Origin of the sequence: Fictibacillus marinisediminis, from assembly GCF_023149135.1 — a bacterium.
In the GTDB taxonomy this organism is placed as follows: domain Bacteria; phylum Bacillota; class Bacilli; order Bacillales; family Fictibacillaceae; genus Fictibacillus_C; species Fictibacillus_C marinisediminis.
In genome coordinates, this window is sequence record NZ_JAIWJX010000002.1 from 2,336,082 (window position 1) to 2,356,323 (window position 20,242).

At 44.0% G+C, this 20,242-nt stretch carries 17 protein-coding genes; 1 reads left to right on the forward strand and 16 read right to left on the reverse strand.

Going from position 1 to position 20,242, the window contains the following annotated elements; translation table 11 throughout:
* Nucleotides 1–26: 26 nt before the first annotated feature.
* From LCY76_RS12425 to LCY76_RS12460, 8 genes are read right to left on the reverse strand one after another with little or no spacing between them, the layout of a single operon-like run.
* Nucleotides 27–1,355: a 6-phospho-beta-glucosidase gene (locus LCY76_RS12425; RefSeq protein WP_248252905.1), complete on the reverse strand. Its 1,329-nt coding sequence runs from the start codon at nucleotides 1,353–1,355 to the stop codon at nucleotides 27–29.
* Complete coding sequence (locus LCY76_RS12430) at nucleotides 1,339–2,334, reverse strand: N-acetylglucosamine kinase (protein WP_248252906.1); 996 nt, start codon at nucleotides 2,332–2,334, stop codon at nucleotides 1,339–1,341. Before LCY76_RS12430 ends, LCY76_RS12425 begins: the two co-directional genes overlap by 17 nt.
* Nucleotides 2,334–3,257, reverse strand: a complete 924-nt coding sequence (locus LCY76_RS12435; protein ID WP_248252907.1) for a carbohydrate ABC transporter permease — start codon at nucleotides 3,255–3,257, stop codon at nucleotides 2,334–2,336. The genes LCY76_RS12430 and LCY76_RS12435 overlap by 1 nt, the downstream gene beginning before the upstream one ends.
* A 56-nt stretch (nucleotides 3,258–3,313) precedes the next feature.
* Nucleotides 3,314–4,237 (reverse strand): carbohydrate ABC transporter permease, encoded by a 924-nt coding sequence (locus tag LCY76_RS12440; protein ID WP_248252908.1) that lies wholly within the window; start codon nucleotides 4,235–4,237, stop codon nucleotides 3,314–3,316.
* Nucleotides 4,238–4,290: 53 nt separating this feature from the next.
* Nucleotides 4,291–5,616, reverse strand: a complete 1,326-nt coding sequence (locus LCY76_RS12445) for an extracellular solute-binding protein (RefSeq protein WP_248252909.1) — start codon at nucleotides 5,614–5,616, stop codon at nucleotides 4,291–4,293.
* A gap of 32 nt (nucleotides 5,617–5,648) precedes the next feature.
* The gene (locus LCY76_RS12450) at nucleotides 5,649–6,629 is read right to left on the reverse strand and encodes an SIS domain-containing protein (RefSeq protein WP_248254664.1); all 981 of its coding nucleotides are present in this window, start codon (nucleotides 6,627–6,629) and stop codon (nucleotides 5,649–5,651) included.
* 29 nt (nucleotides 6,630–6,658) lie between these two features.
* Nucleotides 6,659–8,053: a 6-phospho-beta-glucosidase gene (locus LCY76_RS12455; RefSeq protein WP_248252910.1), complete on the reverse strand. Its 1,395-nt coding sequence runs from the start codon at nucleotides 8,051–8,053 to the stop codon at nucleotides 6,659–6,661.
* A 17-nt stretch (nucleotides 8,054–8,070) separates the two neighbouring features.
* Nucleotides 8,071–8,982, reverse strand: coding sequence for a carbohydrate kinase family protein (locus LCY76_RS12460; RefSeq protein ID WP_248252911.1), 912 nt, complete (start codon nucleotides 8,980–8,982; stop codon nucleotides 8,071–8,073).
* 296 nt (nucleotides 8,983–9,278) lie between these two features.
* Here LCY76_RS12460 and LCY76_RS12465 point away from each other — a divergent pair, with 296 nt between their 5' ends.
* A complete protein-coding gene (locus tag LCY76_RS12465) occupies nucleotides 9,279–10,010 on the forward strand; it encodes a GntR family transcriptional regulator (protein ID WP_248252912.1) in 732 nt (243 codons plus the stop codon).
* Nucleotides 10,011–10,110: 100 nt separating this feature from the next.
* Here LCY76_RS12465 and LCY76_RS12470 read toward each other — a convergent pair whose 3' ends face one another.
* From LCY76_RS12470 to LCY76_RS12505, 8 genes are all read right to left on the reverse strand, one after another.
* Entirely contained in the window at nucleotides 10,111–11,370 is a 1,260-nt protein-coding gene (locus LCY76_RS12470; RefSeq protein ID WP_248252913.1) for a M20 family metallo-hydrolase, read from the reverse strand.
* A 59-nt stretch (nucleotides 11,371–11,429) separates the two neighbouring features.
* Complete coding sequence (locus tag LCY76_RS12475) at nucleotides 11,430–11,663, reverse strand: hypothetical protein (protein ID WP_248252914.1); 234 nt, start codon at nucleotides 11,661–11,663, stop codon at nucleotides 11,430–11,432.
* Between the two features lie 34 nt (nucleotides 11,664–11,697).
* On the reverse strand, nucleotides 11,698–13,113 hold the full coding sequence (gene hydA / locus LCY76_RS12480; protein ID WP_248252915.1) for a dihydropyrimidinase: 1,416 nt from the start codon (nucleotides 13,111–13,113) through the stop codon (nucleotides 11,698–11,700).
* Nucleotides 13,110–14,396, reverse strand: a complete 1,287-nt coding sequence (gene preA, locus LCY76_RS12485; protein ID WP_248252916.1) for an NAD-dependent dihydropyrimidine dehydrogenase subunit PreA — start codon at nucleotides 14,394–14,396, stop codon at nucleotides 13,110–13,112. The genes hydA and preA overlap by 4 nt, the downstream gene beginning before the upstream one ends.
* Nucleotides 14,397–14,436: 40 nt before the next feature.
* On the reverse strand, nucleotides 14,437–15,810 hold the full coding sequence (locus tag LCY76_RS12490) for an NAD(P)-dependent oxidoreductase (RefSeq protein ID WP_248252917.1): 1,374 nt from the start codon (nucleotides 15,808–15,810) through the stop codon (nucleotides 14,437–14,439).
* A 27-nt stretch (nucleotides 15,811–15,837) separates the two neighbouring features.
* Nucleotides 15,838–16,728 carry a nitrilase-related carbon-nitrogen hydrolase gene (locus LCY76_RS12495; protein ID WP_248252918.1) on the reverse strand — a complete coding sequence of 297 codons (891 nt, stop codon included), beginning with the start codon at nucleotides 16,726–16,728 and terminating at the stop codon, nucleotides 15,838–15,840.
* A gap of 591 nt (nucleotides 16,729–17,319) precedes the next feature.
* Entirely contained in the window at nucleotides 17,320–18,666 is a 1,347-nt protein-coding gene (locus LCY76_RS12500) for an aspartate aminotransferase family protein (RefSeq protein WP_336606257.1), read from the reverse strand.
* Between the two features lie 16 nt (nucleotides 18,667–18,682).
* Nucleotides 18,683–20,146 carry a CoA-acylating methylmalonate-semialdehyde dehydrogenase gene (locus LCY76_RS12505; protein WP_248252920.1) on the reverse strand — a complete coding sequence of 488 codons (1,464 nt, stop codon included), beginning with the start codon at nucleotides 20,144–20,146 and terminating at the stop codon, nucleotides 18,683–18,685.
* Between the last annotated feature and the right edge of the window lie 96 nt (nucleotides 20,147–20,242).

Sequence of the window (20,242 nt, forward strand, 5' to 3'; positions counted from 1 at the left end):
CTTCATTAGCAGATTAAATAGATAACTTAAATCGTTTTACTTTCTGAGAAAAATAGAGGTAAGTAGTCTTTGTTTTCATCCAAAATATCTCGAAGGATCTTTTCAGCAACCGAAGCACTCTTAACCAGTGGATGGGTGGTAAGGGCCATCAGTGCCGATGAGTAATCCCCATGAACAGCAGCTTCAATAGCCAATTCTTCGTAGGCTTTTACCACCTGAAGCAAGCCGCGTATTCTTGCATCAATCTCCGTTGAAAGCTGAATAGGACGGGCCCCTTGTTGATCAATCACACAGTTTACTTCAATGGAGGCCGTAGAAGGAAGACAGGCGAGGATTCCATTGTTCTGGACATTGACCGTTTGGATGTCCTTTTTATTGTTGTAGATGGAAGACATGATATTTACCGCGGCCTCTGAGTAATAAGCTCCGCCTCTTTGAGCAAGTTCAGGTGGCTTGATGGAAAGGTTAGGGTCTTTATACCTTTCAAATAAGGCTACCTCCACCTTTTTCACCTCATCCGCTCTAGTACCTTCATCCTTTAATTGCTGAATTTGCTGCTGAAGAATCTCGTCTTTTTTATAATAGTAACGGTGATACCCACAAGGAAATGACCCTAAGGATAGTAGAAAATCACGGTCCCACTCTATGTCGGGGATATTTTTCATGGTAAACCCCTGCTTACCAGGTATCTCGTCTAGAAAAGATTGTGTCACATCTTTGTTTCTTACCATAATTTTAGTGGTCCAATTCAAGTGATTGATGCCAGCCATCTCAATTTCCACCTCAGATGCATCGACATCAAAAAATGCAGCGAACTGCTTTCTTGTGTTAATCGGGAGGTTGCAAAGCCCGATCGTTTTAACGTTGGCATATTTATTGACCGCTTCGGTTACCATGCCGGCGGGATTTGTAAAGTTAATGAGAAACGCGTCTGGAGAGAATTTTTCGATATCTTTACAGATATCGAGGATAACCGGTATGGTGCGAAGTGCTTTGGCAAACCCGCCTGCACCTGTAGTTTCTTGGCCGATACACTGATATCGCAAAGGAATCCTTTCATCTCTGGATCTCGCATCTAACATTCCCACTCGAAGTTGAGTAATGACGAAATCGGCATTGGTTATGGCTTCCTCTCGATTGAGTGTTAACTCAAGATTGATGGGTACACCCGCCTTTTCAATCATTCTTCTAGCAAGGTTTCCAACAATCTCTAATTTTCCCTGCCCCTCTTTAATATCCACTAAATAAAGATCTTGAATTGGAAACTCCTCATACCGCTCGATACATCCTTCAATCAGTTCGGGCGTATACGACGATCCCCCTCCAATTACTGCTACTTTAAGCCCGCTCTTCATGATATTTCCACCCTTTCTCCAATTGGTTTAAAACATCCGTTGATGTCGGTAATCCTAATTGATCCCTTGCGAGTAGAACAGCTCCAAATACCGGATCCATTTCGGGTATAACGAGCTGAATGGAATGCCCTTCATTCTCGATGATCTGTTTTAAAGAATCCAATACATAAAGGTTTTTCCCCTTTTGCACCACACTGCCGGTCAAAATGATGGGAATGGGTGCAGGTAAACTGCCCAGTCTTTTTATAACGGAACTTGCGGCTAATCCTAATTCTTTTCCCATCTGTTTTAATATCCTTATCGAGAGCTGATCTCCGTCCATTGCGGCTTCATGAAGTACAATAGCCAAATCGCCGGTTACTTTGGTCACACCATCATCTAAGAATTGATTCCACATCTCTTCCATGCTGCTAAAGCCAAAATAACATGGAACTCGATGTGTTAGAATAGTCGGTATTTCTCGGAGTTCCCAGGAACGGATGGCCGATCGGAAGGCTTCAATTGCTAGCGCGTTTCCACCTGCTCCAGCTCCATCTCCATAGAGATATCCAAAACCACCGGTTTGGACAACTTTTCCTTGTTGATTTCGGCCAGATGCGTTGGTGCCACTCCCACACACCAGAACCACTCCTGTATTCGAAGAGCTTCCTAGCCGTAATCCTTCCATCGTGTCGCATACCAAGTTCCATTTAGCAAAGGGAAATGTAGCGAGTGCTGATTTAAGCAGTCGAATATCTTTTTCACGGTCTGCCCCGGCCAATCCATACTGTACAAAAGAGATGTCACTATAACTGATTTCAGCTTCCTCCATCGCTTGTGAAATCGCTTCTTGCACATTAGTTAACGCTTTTTTGATTCCATTGACTTGATAATTGGAACAACCAGAATACCCCTTCCCAATAATTTGTCCATGCTGATCAACGATGACGGCCTGGGTTTTGCTTCCACCCCCATCAACACCCATCACAATCGTTCCCATTATTCTTTCACACCCCCACCTGCAAGGCCTCCAACAATGTATTTGTAGAGGAATACCGAGACCAAAACCGGAGGTAAGGAGGCAATAAAACCGCCAGCCGTCATTAGTCCCCAATCAATGCTGTGCTTACCGATAAATTCTCGGATGGCGATCGGAAGCGTCTTCGATGCAAAGGTTTGTGTGAAGGCACTTGCGAACATGAACTCATCCCATGCTAATAACAACGTAAAGATTGCCGTTGCGGCAATTCCTGGCATCGCTAAAGGGACAATAATTCTAAACAAGGTACCGATACGAGAACACCCATCAATAATTGCGGCTTCCTCCAAGGCTTTCGGAATGGTTTGGAAGTAACCTGTCATGATCCAAATGGCAAACGGAAGGGAAAAGGTAGTGTAAGAAATAATTAAAGACCAAACGGTATCCAGCAGCGGTGGAGTTTGAAACAATATAAAACTAGTAAAAGGAATAGTAATGGATATACCGTTTCTCATCATTACATACAGAGGAGCAATAATTGAAATCGAAGGTAAGAGCTGCATAGCAAGGACAGTAAATAAAGCAGAATTTCGAAAAGGAAATTTCACCTTTGAAAAGGCAAAAGATGCAAAGATGGCCAAAAACAAGGTTAGCATAGTTGTGCCTAATGAAACGATCACACTGTTTTTCATGGCAGCTATAAATTCGCCCGCCCCATTCCCCGTAAAAAGTTTGTAATAGTTTTCTAATGTCGGAGAATGAGGAATTAAATGTCCGCTAAGGAGCTCTTCGGTTTTACTGATTGAAGACGTAAAAAGATAAATAAAAGGCGCCAATGTGAAAATAGCCAGCAAGATTAAGCCACTCCACAAATAGAAGGGAGGAATAAGGTCCGTGCTTTTTGTCTTAAATAACTTAGACTTAACTTTGACGGCTGGTTTCACTTCATTCCTGACTGTGCTTTGTTCTATCGTTGGTTCGAACATCGTAGCCCCTCCTTTTAAAACTCATGAGAATTTTTCTTTAACAATCGTATATACCAAACAATAAATACTAAGATGATCGCTGTAGAGACCCAAGCCATGGCGGAAGCTTCTCCAAGGTAAAAATAACGGAAGGCTTTATTGAACGTCAGGTACGAGATCGACGTAGTCGGATCGCCTGTAAAAACCGTTAAAATATCGTACACACGAAAAGCAGCTATCGTACGAAGGACTACCGCAATCATCAATATCGGAAACAACTGAGGAATGGTCACATACCAAAGCTTTTTCCAAAAACCCGCTCCATCCATCATCGCTGCTTCATACAGAGATGATGGAATTGCTTGTAAACCCGCCAATAATAATAACGTCATAAAGGGTGTCATTTTCCAAACGTCAGCTACTACAACGGAATTGATAATATTATGAGCATCTGCCAGCCAGAGTGGATTTTCACTCGCGCTCAGCACATGTATTTTTTTAAGAATAATCGTAAACGACCCGTTCCCTGGCTGGAAAATCCATTTCCATAGCAAGCCATTTACTAAAGTCAGCATCGCCCAAGGAATAATAATTATCATTCGAAAAAATACTCTTCCCCGGAACATTTGATTTAACAATAAAGCACTAAATAAGCCCAATACTAATTCGGCAACGGTTGAAATCACCGTAAAGTAACCGGTAAAATACGTCGCGGTCCAAAAATCATGATTGTTAAATAGCGCAATAAAATTACCAAAACCCACAAATACAACGTCAGAACCATCCAGCATATGATACTTGTACATACTCCAGACAAGCGATTGGTAAATGGGGAACAAAAAGGTCTTAAAGAGTATGTAGAAGGTTGGAAACAATAAGACAAAAGCAAAAAGTATTTCTTTTCTCTGTTTCCTGCCCATTAACCTCGGATTCACTAACTTTCCAGTCGATTTTTCCATCGCGAGCCTCCTGCGAAAGAAGAAGCGGTTAGTATCCAACCGCTTCTCGTTTATTATTTTGCATCTTCAATGGCTTTTTCGATATTTTTTGCTGCGGTGTTTAAAGCATCTTCTGGTGATTTTTTGCCTAAGAGAGCTTCATGGATTTCTGCGGATAAAATGTCAGCCCATTCCACGTAACCCGGAGCGTTCGGACGATTTTGCCCATATTGATATTGCTTCATAATCTTATCCACTGTTTTGGTTTTGTCTGCTGCTTTGAGCTCGGGATCGTCATACAACCCTTCCAATGTTGGATACATCCCATCTTGCTCAAACATCGGAAGTTGGAATTGTTTGGTACTCATCCATTTTAAGAATTGAAGCGCTGCTTGTTTATGTTTACTATCTCTCATTAATGAGATGCCTTCAGATCCCGTTACTGCGGCTGACTCTACGTCTCCGTTTCCTGGCATTAGCCCTACATCCGTTTTATTCATCACTTTGGATTTGGATGGATCATTCAAATCCGGATACATTCCTTCCCAGTTCGTCATCATAGCAATTTTTCCAGCAGCAAACGCGTTTTTCACATCATCTTCACTCCACTGCATACTCGCAGGATCCACCGTTTTATCTTTTTGAACAAGGTCGACCATAAATTGAAGCGCTTTCAATCCTCCGCTTTTATTAAAAACGGGGGTTCCATTTTCATCAAAGAACTTACCGCCAAAACCATATACTAAGCTGACAAAGTCACAATTCAATCCTTCTGCTTGTTTCCAAGACCATGCAGAACCATAAACCCCATTCTTTGTAATTTTTTTAGACATTTCTCTAAATTCATCCCATGTTTTAGGAGGCGCATTATATCCTGCTTTCGCAAGAAGCTCTTTGTTCCAATAGAAGTGTTTGGTACTTGAAAAAAACGGTACAGCGGCAAGTTGATCTTTATACATGACAGAACTTAAAGACGATTGAGTGTATTTCTTTTGAACATCTTTTGGTACCGAATCGGCTAAATCAAACGCTATCTTACCTTCCATAAATTGACCTGCCCAAATGGTATCCATCTCAGCTAAATCTATATCTGCAGAGTTGGAAAGTACCGCTGTTGTAATTTTGTTATAAAGTGAATTATAATCAACCGCAATCTCTTTAACTTTGATACCTGTGTCTTTTGTAAATTCTTTTAATATTTTTCCTCGAGGACCATTTTCACCGTCAGTATTTACCCATAATAGGGTGATTTCTTCCCCTTTTAGGTCTTTCTTGTTGTTCCAGCTCAGCTTCTCATCTTTCGCTTCACCTTTTTCTCCACTCGTAGGTGGTGCTGCATTACATCCGGTCAGCAAGATAAAAATCAATGATAACAGAAAAAGAACTTTACCTCTTTTCAACATAGACCCTCCCTTTAAATAAATGTTAATCCTTACTCTTTCGTTGTCACTTTTGATAAAAGTGTGGCTTGGCCGAGAAACAAACCTTTCTTCTGGCTTAGGGCTGCGGTTGCCATTTGAACCACATAGGCATAAATCAAAGGGCTGACAAATTCATCAATTGAATTCAGTTGGATCGACAGCACATTCGGATGAGTCAACACCTGATCTGAAACGTAAACTACCATGCCCCCTAACTCAGCAATTTCAATCGCAAAATTATGATTTAGCGCCTCTGTAGTTCCTTTTGGATTAAACAGAATGCATTGAAAAGAATCCGCCAGCAATTCAAACGGTCCGTGTCGAAATTGTCCCAGCGATAATGACTCAGTTTGCATTCTAGCCGCTTCTTTTAATAAAAGGGCACCTAGATCAGAGGTGATGACACTAGGACCACGGCCAAGCAAAAACAGTGGTCGGTCTTCGGATAGAAAATTACCTATCCGGCTGCTAATCTCCTCTTCTTTAATAGCTGTCTCCAATTTAGAAACCCCTTGGAATAACGCTTGTTCTAACGGTGCATTCACCCACTGAGAGCACAAGTGAAGCAATAAACCAGCTGTTGAGGTAAATGTTTTTGTCGCAGTGATTGATTCTTCCTTTCCAGCTGCGGTATAAAAAACTTGAGACGCACCTTGAGCCAGGGTACTTTGTGGTGTGTTCGTAATCGCGGTATATTCTGAAAGTGTAGCGGCTAACCGGCAGGCTTCATACGATTCTCCGCTTTGTGAAACAAAGATGGGTTGATAGTGTTTCAGCATTGGTATTTGATAGTGGAGGAGCTCAGAGGTGTCCACTGCTACTGCAGGATAACCCTTTGCGTTCAAAAAAAGGGCTGCCAACTCTCCTGCTGCTAATGAGCTGCCCATACCCGTAAAAAGCAACGGGCGATTGAGATCCAGGGACAAATAATTGCCCCTGTTGGCTTCAAGGGTATCCTTTAAAGCTTGAGGCTGTTCAGCTACCTCTTTCATAAACACATTCAATGATTTCTCCTCCTGCCTTAAACCGTTATATTTTTGCCCCTAAATTGAGGGAGGTGTTCTTTATGGGCTTCAAGATAGTCATCCATCATCGCCTTGGCAGATGTGAATGATGGAACAAGAGGATGAACCGTTAAAGCATTAACACCCGCTTGATAATCCCCCTTTACGGCAGATTCAACGGCTAATCGTTCATACGTTTTCACCGGATGGATCAAGGAAAGAGCAAAGTCCGGTACCTCCCCAATACTTAATGGGAAATAACCATTTTTATTAACAAGACATGGAACCTCAACTACATCATCTTTATGAAGCTGGGCAATGGTACCCTTGTTTGGGACATTTAACGTTAAGACCTGCTGCTTGTTATTTGCAATACTTCGGATAATGTTTAATGCCAGACCTTCATATCCTTCTTCTTCAAAGGAAAGTTCAACGGTTTCCTCTTGCTCGTGAACATCGTGAACTTGTCCTGTTGTCTCCCTGGACATGTAGGTGCTCCCCCTTGCATCTAAAGTTTGTTGATAATCACTCCAAGCTTCTTCCATTCGTCCTTGATGGACGAGTTCTGAAATTCTCTGGAGGAGAGGCCGATTTAACTTTACGATTTGCTGTCCCCTTGTCTGATTGGATTGCTTAATGTTGTTTACCGCCTGATCAGAGTAGTAAAAGTAATAGAGGTATTCGTTCGGCAGCATCCCCATGTTTTGAATTAATTCTGGTTCGAAAAAGCGGAAGGTATGTGAAATACGGGAGAGATGATCATAATTATCAAGGATCTCGGGGAGACGATCCACTCCCTTGTCATAAACAGAAGGTACCCATCCGAGATGGTTTAATCCAAAGTAATTGACTTGAAGGTCGGTGTGCGGCACCTTCAAAAATTTACATAGTGAGTTTTTAATTCCAGCATGCGCATCGCAAATTCCTATCACTTTTTTATGAGTTCCATATGTAGTAAGTGCCTGTGCCATCAACCCTGCAGGATTGGTAAAATTCAGCAGCCAGGCTTCCGGTGCTTCCTCACTGATAATCTTTGAGTATTCTAGCATAACCGGGATTGTCCGTAATCCCATGGCAAATCCGCCAGGGCCCGTCGTTTCTTGCCCTAAAACGCCATATTTAAGGGCAATTTGTTCATCAAGAACCCTTCCTTCCTCTTGCCCCACACGGATAGCAGAAAAGATGAAATCCGCCCCTTGTACTGCTTTACGGATATCCGTTGTAAACGATAATTTAAAAGTACCCTGATGTTTCTCTACCAAATGGCGAGAGATGTTCCCCATGATCGAAAGCCGCTCTTCATCGACATCAAAGAGGGTCACTTCTTTAAACGCAAGGTCTGTATGGTTAAACAATCCTTCAATCAATAACGGTGTTCTCATACCAGCACCGCCTAAAATAGTCAGTTTCATTATTCATTCCTCCTATTTTATTTACTGGGCTCAAAAAAATCCTGCTGTACTTGTTGCCAGGTCGGGCTACCGGTCGTTCCTCCTAGACTTTGCACCGAACAGCTGCCACAGTAATTGCCTAGCTTTACTGAATCATCTAATGACCATCCCTTTAGAATTCCAGTTAACAGTCCGGCAGAGAAAACATCGCCTGCGCCTGTTGTATCAACCGCACTGCATTTATATCCTAAAATCTTTTTCGTGGCGTTTTTATGTCTTACAATTGCCCCCTCTTCCCCCAATTTAATGACTACAGGGGCAGCATATTTGTTTAATTTCTCAATGGCCTCTAGAGGATTCAATAAACCCGTTATCGTTTCTGCCTCTTTTTGATTGGGTGTAAAGATATCTGCCATTTTAATTAGTTCGTCTAATTGAGGGTTCGTAAGCCATTCCTCATCCCAACCGACATCCAAAGAGATATACATGCCTTTTTTCTTAGCAGTCTCAATGACGGATATATTCTCACTTACCGCGCCGGTATGTAATACTTTCGAGTCAGTCTTTTTAATCACCGTCTTCGCGTAATCTGCCAGGTTCAATTTTTCCACGTTATCCTGATAGGAAAGAAACGACCGGTCTCCCCCATAATTAATGGCCACCGATAAACAACGCAACGGCTGATCTACTTCTAGCATTAGTGAAGTAGATACACCCTCAGCCTCTAAACTTTCTTTCATAAAATGGCTTAAAAAATCATTACCAATAGGAGAGATAACAGCTACTTTCATTCCTAATCTTGATAGTGCAACCGCTGTGTTGTAAGCAGCTCCACACGTAAATTCAAAAGACCCGCAATATACTTCCTCTCCTGGTTTTGGGAGTTTAGGAATGGATGAAAAAATGATATCGGTTGAAATGATTCCTTGAACCAGAACATCATAGGTCATGAAAATATCCCCCTTCCTTTTATTTGTTATATTGTTACTACAAATCTATTTCATTTCATGATTCTTGTCAATTGAATTTTCTAAATTTTTAGATTATATAAAAGGGTGTCTGAATAATACTGGTTTTGCTCATTATTAATAAGAATTAAGCCATATAAAATTCTTTGGTGTGGTCGTCGCAGCTCCAAAATACCCCTATAAATTATTTTAACTATTAAATAAATTTGTAAATGGCAATAAATTTGTTGTAACATATGAATACATCTATTTTGTATGAGATTAATCGGAGTGAGAATATGATAAATAAAAACCCTGGAACTGCCTTGTATTACGTGATCAAAGAGAAACTCTTAGAGCTTATTAAAAATGAAACCTATCCGGTAGGCAGTCAGCTGCCCACGGAATCCGAATTATGCCAGATGTTTGATGTTAGCCGAACAACTATCAGGCTGGCTTTGCAGCAGCTTGAGATTGACGGTAAAATTCATCGGGTCCAAGGAAAAGGGACCTTTGTATCCAAGCCTAAGATAAATGAGGCTCTCTCCCAAAGCATTAAGAGCTTTTCTGAGCAAATGAAAGACGCCGGACTCGTTTCTTATTCAAAAGTGCTGACCTTAGATGTAATTCCGGCATATTTCTCTCTGGCTCAAGCTCTTGAGATTAAAGAAGATGACCCTGTCATCAAGCTGGTACGCTTGCGATATGGGGGAACAGAACCTCTTCAGCATTCCACATCGTTCATCCCTTGGAAGATTGCTCCTAGCCTGATCCAGGAAGATTGTTCAGGTTCATTATTCCAATTGTTGAGAACCAAATTTGAGGTTGATATCTACCGATCTATGGAATCAATTGAACCTATCTTAACCAATCAAACAATGAGTGAATTACTAAACATTCCTGTAGGATCCCCTTCGTTTTTATTGGAGTCCATCACATATTCAACCAAACAATCCCCCATCGAACTCTCCTCTAGCATTGTCCGTGGAGATCGTTCAAAGTTTGTGATGCAAAGGTATTATGAAAAGTAACCGAAAGCATTTTTTAGTGATTAAGGATTTCCTAATAATTTTACTCCTACTGAAAAAACAAAAGGCATGCAGACGATATTAAACGCCTGCATGCCTTTTCTCAATTAACTGACATCATTCTTCTCATCGTCCGATAAAGCAGCTCCGTCCCCTTCGCAAGGTCTTCAGGCGCAGAGTATTCCGCAGGATTATGGCTGATGCCGTCTTTGCAGCGGACAAATATCATGCCGTAATCACACGCATAAGAGAGCATCAATGCATCGTGGAAAGGGCCGCTCATTAGCTCTGGTGTTTCCAGTCCCATCTCTTTGCTTTCGTCGTGCATAATCTCCTTGATCCAGTCGGCACAATAACGCGGCTCGCTGTTTGTATCTTCCTGAATCTCGTAGTTTAACTGATACTTTTGACAGATCTCCTCAATTTCCTGACGCAGCTGTTTCTCATATTGGTCACGGCGGTTTTGATCAATGTCACGGAGGTCAACGGTAAACGTTACTTCTTCCGCGATGATGTTTCTTGAATTCGGAAAGACCTGTACATGCCCGACCGTTCCAACCGTTGGAGCTCCCGGTTCCTGCTGGACGATCCGGTTGAGGGCGAGTGTGATTTCTGAAGCTCCCAGCATAGCGTCCTGCCGCATCCCCATAGGAACGGAACCCGCATGCCCCGCAAATCCCTTCAGTTTGACCGTCCACCATAAAGGGCCAGAGATGCCAGTTACAACTCCAATAGGAAGATTAGATTTATCCAGCACTGGGCCTTGCTCAATATGAAGCTCCAAGAAGGCATGGATGCTTCCCGGCTGATATTGTGATTCATGAAACTTGGCCGGATCACAGCCGAAATCACGCAAAGCCTGTTCTCTTGTAACTCCATCCTGGTCCTTACGCTTTAAATCTCCTTCATCCAGCTTGCCCAGTATACCCCTGGAGCCAAACAAGCCTCGGTTAAACCTCCATCCTTCTTCATCACAAAACGATACGACTTCGATCGGCCGGTCTGGTGTAATTCCCTGTTCCTTTAAGGTGGCTACAGCTTCAATGCCGGCAAGAACCCCAGCAGGCCCGTCAAAACGGCCTCCGTAAGGCTGAGAATCCAGATGTGAACCAATCATGAGCACCGGAGCCTTCCTATCCTTGCCCTCGATTCTGCCGATCAAGTTTCCAAAATGATCAATCCTGACAGACATACCTGCTTCTTCCATCCAAGTACTTACAAGTTTAAAGGCTTCTTTTTCCACAGGTGAAAGGGCCGGCCTGCATACACCTGTTTCCCCGATCTTTCCTATCTCGGCCAACTCTTGCAAATGGGCATTCAGCCGTTCACTATTGATCTGAATTTGTTCAACTTTCACAGTCATTCCTCCTTTTTCAACGTACAAAAAGGCTGCTGAAAATGACTCAACAACCTCTTTGTCTATTATTCTGCCGGTGTAAGATTTTTTTGCTGATGAAACATGATAGACGAAAAATACTTTCTGGCATCTGCCGTTTGAAGAAGAAGAACTTCCCTTTCTTGATTCGTAGCACCTGTACGTTCAAACTCTACTGCGGCACCATCAAGATTCTCTGACACTCTCGTAATCTGATATCCCTGATACAGGAGAAAATCTATTTTTTCCTTTTCCTCAAAATATTCCTGTGATGCTGACATACCCCATCCTCCTTTTCAAGAGTGTGACTACCGATTATTTGGAAAGCGCCGCCAGCTGTTTCTGTCCTTCAGCATTGAACCGTTTTCTTTTAATATAACGGCCTTTTCCCAATTCGCCGACAAACGTTTTATCTTTAATAACAAACTCGCCTCTGGATAAAACAGATACCGGCTCACCAGTGATCTTCATTCCTTCAAACGCGTTATAGTCAACGGCCATGTGATGTGTTTGCGCAGAAATAGTTCGTTCCTTTGTCGGATCAAAGATTACAAGGTCTGCATCACTGCCAACAGCGATCGTTCCTTTTTCAGGAAACAAACCAAACAGTTTTGCTGATCGGGTAGAAACAATGTCAACAAACTGGTTGAGCGTGATTCGGCCTTTTTTTACTCCTTCTGAAAAAAGGACAGAAAACCTGTCTTCGATGAACGGGCCGCCGTTAGGTATCTTGGTGAAATCTCCCTTGCCAAGATCTTTCTGGCCTTTAAAATCAAACGAACATTGATCCGAACCCAGCGTCTGAAGCTGGCCGCTTTTTAAAGCATTCCATAACGGTTCCTGGTGTTTCTTTTCCCGAAGCGGCGGTGACCAGACATATTTGGCTCCTTCAAAATCAGGCCTTTCCATTTCGGATTGATCAAGCACTAGGTATTGAGGGCAAGTTTCTCCATAAACCTGGTAGCCTTTGCTCCTTGCTTCTGCAATTTTTTCGGCTGCTTCCTGACAGGATACATGAACCACGTACAGCTGAGAATCAGCCAGCCCTGTCATCATGCAGGCACGGCCAGTTGCTTCACCTTCCAGTTCCGGCGGCCTCGTCAATCCATGATAGATGGGATCCGTCTTCCCTTCTTCGAGCGCTTTTTTAGTCAGAAAATCGATGACATCCCCGTTTTCGGCATGTACCATAACGAGGGCTCCCTGTTCTTTTGCCATAACGAGCGTCTTAAACAAGGTTTCATCATCTGCCTGAAGCACGTTCTTATACGCCATAAATACTTTAAATGAAGTGATGCCTTCCTCCTCTATTACCTGTGGAATCTCCTTCATGACTTCTTCGTTTATTTCCCCAATCATAAGGTGGAACGAATAGTCAATGACGGCTTTATCCTTTGATTTGTTATGCCACGTTTCGATGGAATTTTTCAGTGGAATCCCTTTGTCAGTTAAGCAGAAATCGATAACCGTCGTTGTTCCTCCGAAGGCTGCAGCAATCGTACCGGTCTCAAAATCATCTCTGCTTACCGTACCGCCAAACGGCATCTCCAGATGGGTATGGGGATCGATGCCTCCCGGAAAGATATAACATCCTTCAGCATCGATCACCTCCATGCCTTCACTTGGAAGGTTCTTTGCGATCATTGCTATCTTTCCGTTTTCAACGAGAACATCTGCCACAAACGTGTCAGATGCGGTTACGATTGTACCGTTTTTTATCACTTTTTTCATTTTGCTGCCTCCCGTTCATTATCTTTGTATCCAGCCAAAACCGTTTGGCGTTCGTTCCAAGTCATCGGTGGCTGCTCATGAGGAAGTTCAATCATGTCGATCGCACCTTCTTCAGGACATACTATCGAACAGAGGTTACAGCCTACACAGTCATCTTCTCGGACTTCCAAATATTTTTGCCCATTAGGATCTGTAAGCATATCAATGCATTGATGAGAAGTATCTTCACATGCAATATGGCATTTGTTGCAATTGATGCAGACATCATTGTTGATGCGGGCGACAATCCTGTAGTTTAGATCCAGGTTGCCCCAGTCAGAATAACGTTCCACTGATTTTCCGATAATCTCCTGAACCGATGAGATTCCTTTTTCATCTAAGTAGTTGCTTAAGCCATCAATCATATCTTCTACAATGCTGAAGCCGTGATGCATGGCTGCTGTACAGACTTGTACGCCTCCTGCCCCCATCAGCATAAATTCCACTGCATCCCGCCATGTTGATATCCCGCCGATTCCTGAGATCGGCACATTGATGTAAGGATTCCTTGCACATTCGGCCACCATGTTTAAGGCGATCGGTTTAACCGCAGGTCCGCAATAGCCTCCATGTGCTCCCTTGCCAGCAACATGAGGAATCGTATTCCAGGTGTCGATGTCCACACCGGCTAAACTGTTGATCGTATTGATCATACTGATCGCGTCTGCTCCGCCTTGAACGGCTGCTTTAGCGGTAACCGTAATATCCGTGATGTTCGGTGTCAGTTTCACAATGACAGGCGTTCTCGCAGCCTCCTTCGCCCACATCGTCTGTGCCTGGACCAGATCAGGCTGCTGGCCTGAAGCTGCACCCATTCCACGTTCAGCCATACCATGAGGACAGCCAAAATTCAGTTCCAGTCCATCAACGCCCACATCCTCTACCCGCTTGACGATTTCGTGCCATTTTTCCCTTTTCGGTTCTACCATTAAAGAGGCGATAATGGCATGGTTCGGAAACCTTTTCTTCGTTTCATAGATTTCCTTAAGGTTTACTTCGAGGGGGCGGTCTGTGATCAGTTCTATATTATTGAATCCTGCTACTTTTTTCCCGTTAAAACTAACAGCTGCAAAACGGGCGGTTGTATTGATGATGGGTTCACCTAGCGTTTTCCATACTGCTCCTCCCCAGCCAGCTTCAAAAGCACGCTGAACCTGATACCCCGAATTGGTTGGCGGTGCAGAGGCCAGCCAAAATGGATTTGGTGATTCAATTCCTGCAAGGTTAATACGCAAATCTGCCATATAAAGACCCTCCTAAGTGATTTGATTGAAAAACAAATGGTTACGCGGTCTCAATTATGGAATTCTTTAACGTCTGATGAATCGCATAAGCTGCTCTTTTCCCTTGCTGTGCGGCTGTAACGACCATCGCTTCTCCCTGCCCGTCACCAAAAATAACATCACCAGCAGCAAACACTTTTTCATTGGAAGTTTGATAGGTTTCAAGGTTGACCTTAACCGTTCCCCACTGATGTTCGAGCCCAAAGGATTCAATCAGATCGGTATACCTTGTCTGCCCGATCGCCTTAATGACTGCGTCAACCTCCAGAATAAATTCAGATCCTTCGACCGGAACCGGCCTTCTTCGCCCGTCTGTTCCTGGCTCGCCAAGCTGCATGCGGATGCATTCCAGCTGCTTCACCTGGCCTTTTTCATCTCCAATGATTCGTTTTGGAGCGGTCAGCCACCGAAATTCCACATTATCCTGTTTTGCGAATTCAAACTCAAAATCGTATGCGGTCATTTCCTCCTGAGTCCGGCGGTAAAGGATTTTTACATTCTCCGCTCCCAAGCGAACGGAACACGTTGCCGCATCAATAGCTGTGTTGCCTGCCCCGATGACGGCTATCCTTTTGCCGATGTAGGCTTCAGAAAGTTCTTTTGTTTTAGTGTCTTCCACAAACTGAATGGCGTCGTGGACTCCGTCAAGATTTTCTCCTTCAATTCGGAGCATCGGTACCTTCGACATTCCCACAGCAAGTACTACAGCATCATATTCAGTAAGAACATCTGCTGCCTGAACATCTCTTCCGATCATCGTATTCGTTTTTATTTCTACACCGAGTTTTTCAACTTGCTGTACTTCCCATAATGAAACTTTTTGCGGCAGGCGGAACGAAACGATGCCATACGTATTTAACCCTCCAGCCTGTTCTTTTGCTTCAAAAATGGTGACTTCATAGCCGAGCAGAGCAAGCTCTCGGGCTGATGACAAACCTGCAGGGCCGCCGCCGATCACAGCAACTTTTAAGCCGTTTTTCTCGCCAGCCTTAAACAATGACTGTTCGTTCTTGATCGCCCAATCCGTAGCATAGCGCTGAAGATCACCGATCATGATGGGTTTAGTGGAGTCGTTGAGTACACATGCTCCTTCACAGAGCTCCTCGGTCGGACAAACCCTTGCACAGCTTGCTCCTACAGGGTTCGATTCCATGATGGTCCTTGCTGAACCTTTTAAGTTCCCAGATGCGATCTTTTTAATAAATGACGGGATGTTGATCCCGGTCGGACAGGCTTGAATGCATGGAGCATCATAACAATACAGGCACCTGTTCGATTCGTCCCTGGCTTCCGCTGGAGTCAACCCTAACCTTACCTCGTCAAAGTTTCGCTGAAGTGCTTGCAGTGAAATAAACGCTTGGCTTCCGTTACTCATTTTGTATGCCCCCTCTATTCTTTGGAATTAAGGCAAAAGCGTGGTCATTTCCTGATAGGTTTCAGGACGTCGGTCTCTATAGAACTGCCAGGTATTTCTTACTTCGCGGATCAATTCCTTGTCCATCTCACCAATGACCACTTCATCCTGATCACGGCTGCCCATGGCTACAAAATTCCCGCGAGGATCGCAAAGGTATGATTGTCCGTAAAACTCCCCAAGGTTCCATGGACCTTCCGTTCCTACACGGTTGATCGCTCCGATATAATATCCGTTGGCAACCGCATGAGCCGGCTGTTCGAGCTTCCATAAGTATTCCGAAAGGCCAGCGACCGTGGCAGAAGGGTTAAACACGATTTCAGCACCGTTTAACCCTAGAAGTCTAGCTCCCTCTGGAAAATGGCGGTCGTAGCATATATAAACCCCTACCTTGGCAAACGCCGTGTCAAAAACCGGGTATCCCAGATTGCCGGGCTTAAAGTAATATTTCTCCCAGAAACCGTTGCCTTCATGGCCAACGTTCACTTGTGGAATATGATGTTTTCGGTACTTGCCAAGGTAGGAGCCGTCTGCATCGATCACTGCAGCTGTATTGTAATAGGTTGCAATCCCTTCTCTTTCATAAATCGGAAGCACAATCACGGTGCCCAATTCACGGGCCAATGCCTGAAATCTGCTGGTAGTCGGTCCGTTCGGAATTTCTTCCGCCGCATCATACCATTTGGCATTTTGTTCCGTACAAAAATAAGGACCATAAAAAATCTCCTGCAAACAGATGATTTGAGCTCCTTTTTCTGCGGCTTCCCTTACGAGTTTGATATGCTTTTCAATCGCCTGTTCCTTGTGAACCGACACGGATTCATTGCCATCTGCTTCATTGGAAGCTTGAATGAGACCAATCTTAACCATGTTTGACATCATATCTCCCCTTTTATTTAATTGGTTGTAGAATCTAAAAAACAATAAGATGGATGTTGAACGACGATGAGGCATGAAACAGATTTTCATGTAAGCGGAAGGGTACATTTTGGTCTTACGTAATAACATTCTCCATGAACACTATGTAATCATTCTAAAATTCTGAATATTTTTACTATACATGCTTTCAAATAAATTTTCATTATACATTCCGTCAAATGTTGGAGCTGCTTTTCGTTACACTATGTTAAGTTCACCTTTGATGGATACACCATGGCTCCTTTAGCTGGGAGCCATGATGAAAATTTAAGGCTCATTTCTAAAATGTTGCTTTGGGAACATTTTTGTAAAGAGCTTCATTGACAAGTTGATTGGAGTGGAAGGTGCGAGACTCCTCGAAAATGAATTTCACATTTTCTTCGTGCGATATAACGCTGCCGAAGCCTTCCTTGTCCTGCGGGACGTGCGTGACAGGTGAAACCCGCAGGCGCTTGCGCGGAGGGGTTCAGCGCACGCCCCGCGGAAAGGGAGCAGCCTGAAACGGAAATCAACCACTCCCAAGGGCAACAAAGGTTACGAAAACAGCCAAATTTAAAGGGTAAAGATGGCTTCTTTCAGTGTTTTTACAAGAAAGGCTGCATCCTCATCCGTAATATTCAGAGGGGGAGCAAGAGTAAGCACATTATTATAGCCCGCAACCGTGTCTCCGTTTTTGCCGATCAGCAGTCCTTTCGCCTTGCATGCACTGATGACTCCGTTAACCTGTTCTACTGACAGCGGTACTTTCGTTCTTTTATCTTGAACAAGCTCAATGCCGAACAGCAGTCCCTTCCCTCGGACGTTTCCAACATAAGGATGTTCTTCAAGTTCAGACAGCTCTTTTAATAGCTCTGCTCCCTTCTCTCTGGAGCGGTCGATCAGATTTTCGTTTTCCATGATCTCCAGGTTTTTCAGGGCGACTGCACAGCAAGCCGGATTTCCTCCAAACGTATTGACGTGGCGGAAGTGATCATACTCTCCGTCTCCTTTAAATGCCTCGTAGATCTCACGTTTTACAGCTGTTGCAGACAGCGGCAAGTAAGAACTTGTTATCCCTTTTGCCATGGTCACAATATCAGGCTGCACGCCGTAATTCATGAAACCGAACGCCTTACCCGTCCGTCCAAAACCGTTGATGACCTCATCAGAGATGAGCAGGGCACCGTGTTTTTCACAGATTTCTTTTACTTTTTTCATATAGGAATCATGCGGGATGAGGACACCGCCCCCTGTAATGATCGGTTCCATAATGACACCCGCAATGGATTCCGAAAGCTCCCATGTCATCACCCGGTCAATCTCAGAAGCACATTCTTCACTGTAGGACTCGGCATTATGATAATCAGGGAACCGGTAACTATCAGGGGGAGCAACATGGAGAAAGCCCTGTCCGAGCGGTTCGTATTTGTACTTCCGCTGCGCCTGGCCGGTTGCCGCAAGAGCTCCCATGGAGTTGCCATGATATCCTCGGTAGCGGGCAATGAATTTATATCGTCCTTGCTCACCCTTCTGCTGATGGTACTGCCTTGCGATCTTAAAGGCTGTCTCATTTGCTTCTGATCCGCTGTTTGAGAAAAAAATTACATAATCACCGCCAAGCCATTGATTCAATTTTTCACCTAAATCTATGGCTGGCTGGTGGCTTTGTGTCAGGGGGTAATAAGGCAGCTCTTTTAATTGGCTGTAAGCGGCTTGGGCCAGCTCTTTTCTCCCGTATCCCACATTGACTGACCACAACCCTGCCATTCCATCCAGATATTTTTTGCCTTCTTTGTCTGTAATCCATGATCCGTCTGCTGATTTCACGACCATGGTAGAAGGGTTATACCGTTTCATAGAATGCCAGATGTACTGTTCATCTTTTTGCTGAAGAAGATCCCTTTGCTCGGTTTGCATCACAGTCTCTCCTCTCAAATTAAACAAAACGGGACGTGATCATTTTTTTCTTTGTAAAAAAGTTTAGGCCGTCCTTACCGTTCGCATGCAGATCTCCATAGAACGAATCCTTTGCCCCGGAAAACGGAAAGAATGCCATTGGAGCTGGCACACCAACATTAACGCCAAGCATACCGGGCTCAGCTTCTTCACGGAATTGGCGCACAGCTTTTGCATCCTGTGAATAGAGGGTAGCTGAGTTTCCAAACCTTGATGTGTTGACAATTTCCAGCGCTTCATCCAAATCGGAAGCCCTAAGAATACTGAGAACCGGAGCAAACAGCTCTTCCCGAGCAATCGTCATATCAGGTGTTACCTGGTCAAAAATCGTTGCCCCAAGAAATGTTCCGTCAGCATGGTTGCCCATATCTTCTCTTCCGTCCCGCACTAATACAGCGCCTTCTTCCTTGCCTTTTTCGATCAAGCCCAATACTTTTTCACGGTGGCTCTGACGGATGATCGGTGTCAGCAGAACATCCTCATCCATTCCATATCCCATTTTCATTTCATCCGCTTTATCCTTTAATGCTTGAACAAAGGTATCCTGATGGCCGACTAATACAACTGCGCTGCACGCCATACAACGCTGGCCAGCACTTCCGAACGAGGAACTGAGGACGTTCTGGACCGCTTTATCCAGATCAGCATCCGGCAAGACGATATGATGATTCTTTGCCCCAGATAATGCCTGAACTCTTTTTCCTTTAGCTGCTGCTTTTTCATAGACGTACTTCGCCACTGGCTGAGAGCCGACGAACGAAACCGCTTTCACATCTTCGTGCTCAATCAGTCCGTTAACGACATCGTGGGCACCATGGACAATATTGAAGACTCCCTCGGGCAATCCCGCTTCTGCCAATAGCTCTGCAAGACGGTTAGCAAGAATTGGAGTTCGTTCAGAAGGCTTCAGTACAAACGTGTTTCCGCATGCGATCGCCAGAGGAAACATCCAGCATGGCACCATCATCGGGAAGTTAAAAGGTGTTATGCCTCCTACAACACCAAGCGGATATCGAAACATTTCTGAATCAATGTCTTCAGCGATGCTGCCAAGGGACTCACCCATCATTAGGGATGGAGCTCCACAGGCAAACTCAACACATTCAATACCGCGAAGTACTTCCCCATAGGCTTCTTTATAGCTTTTGCCATTTTCCATAACGACAAGCTGTGCAAGCTTTTCGTGGTTTTCTGTTAACAGCTGCTGGTATTTAAATAATACTCGGGCACGCTTTGGCACGGGAACCTTCTTCCAAGTTTTAAACGCTTCTTTCGCTGCCTGAACTGCCTGTCCTACCTCTTCCTTCGTCGAGATAGGCACGCTCGCAAGAACTTCACCCGTAGCCGGGTTGGGCACATCGAGAAATTCAGAGGCAGATGAATCCACCCACTGGCCTTTTACGAAATTTTTAAGCGTTTGTGCTTTATTTGTCAACACTGTCATAAAATTACCTCCCGCAATAATTTTTAAAATATTCTAAACTTTCCAATTCTATTATATCCGTATAATACGCTACTTTCATTAGACATAATGTAAAAT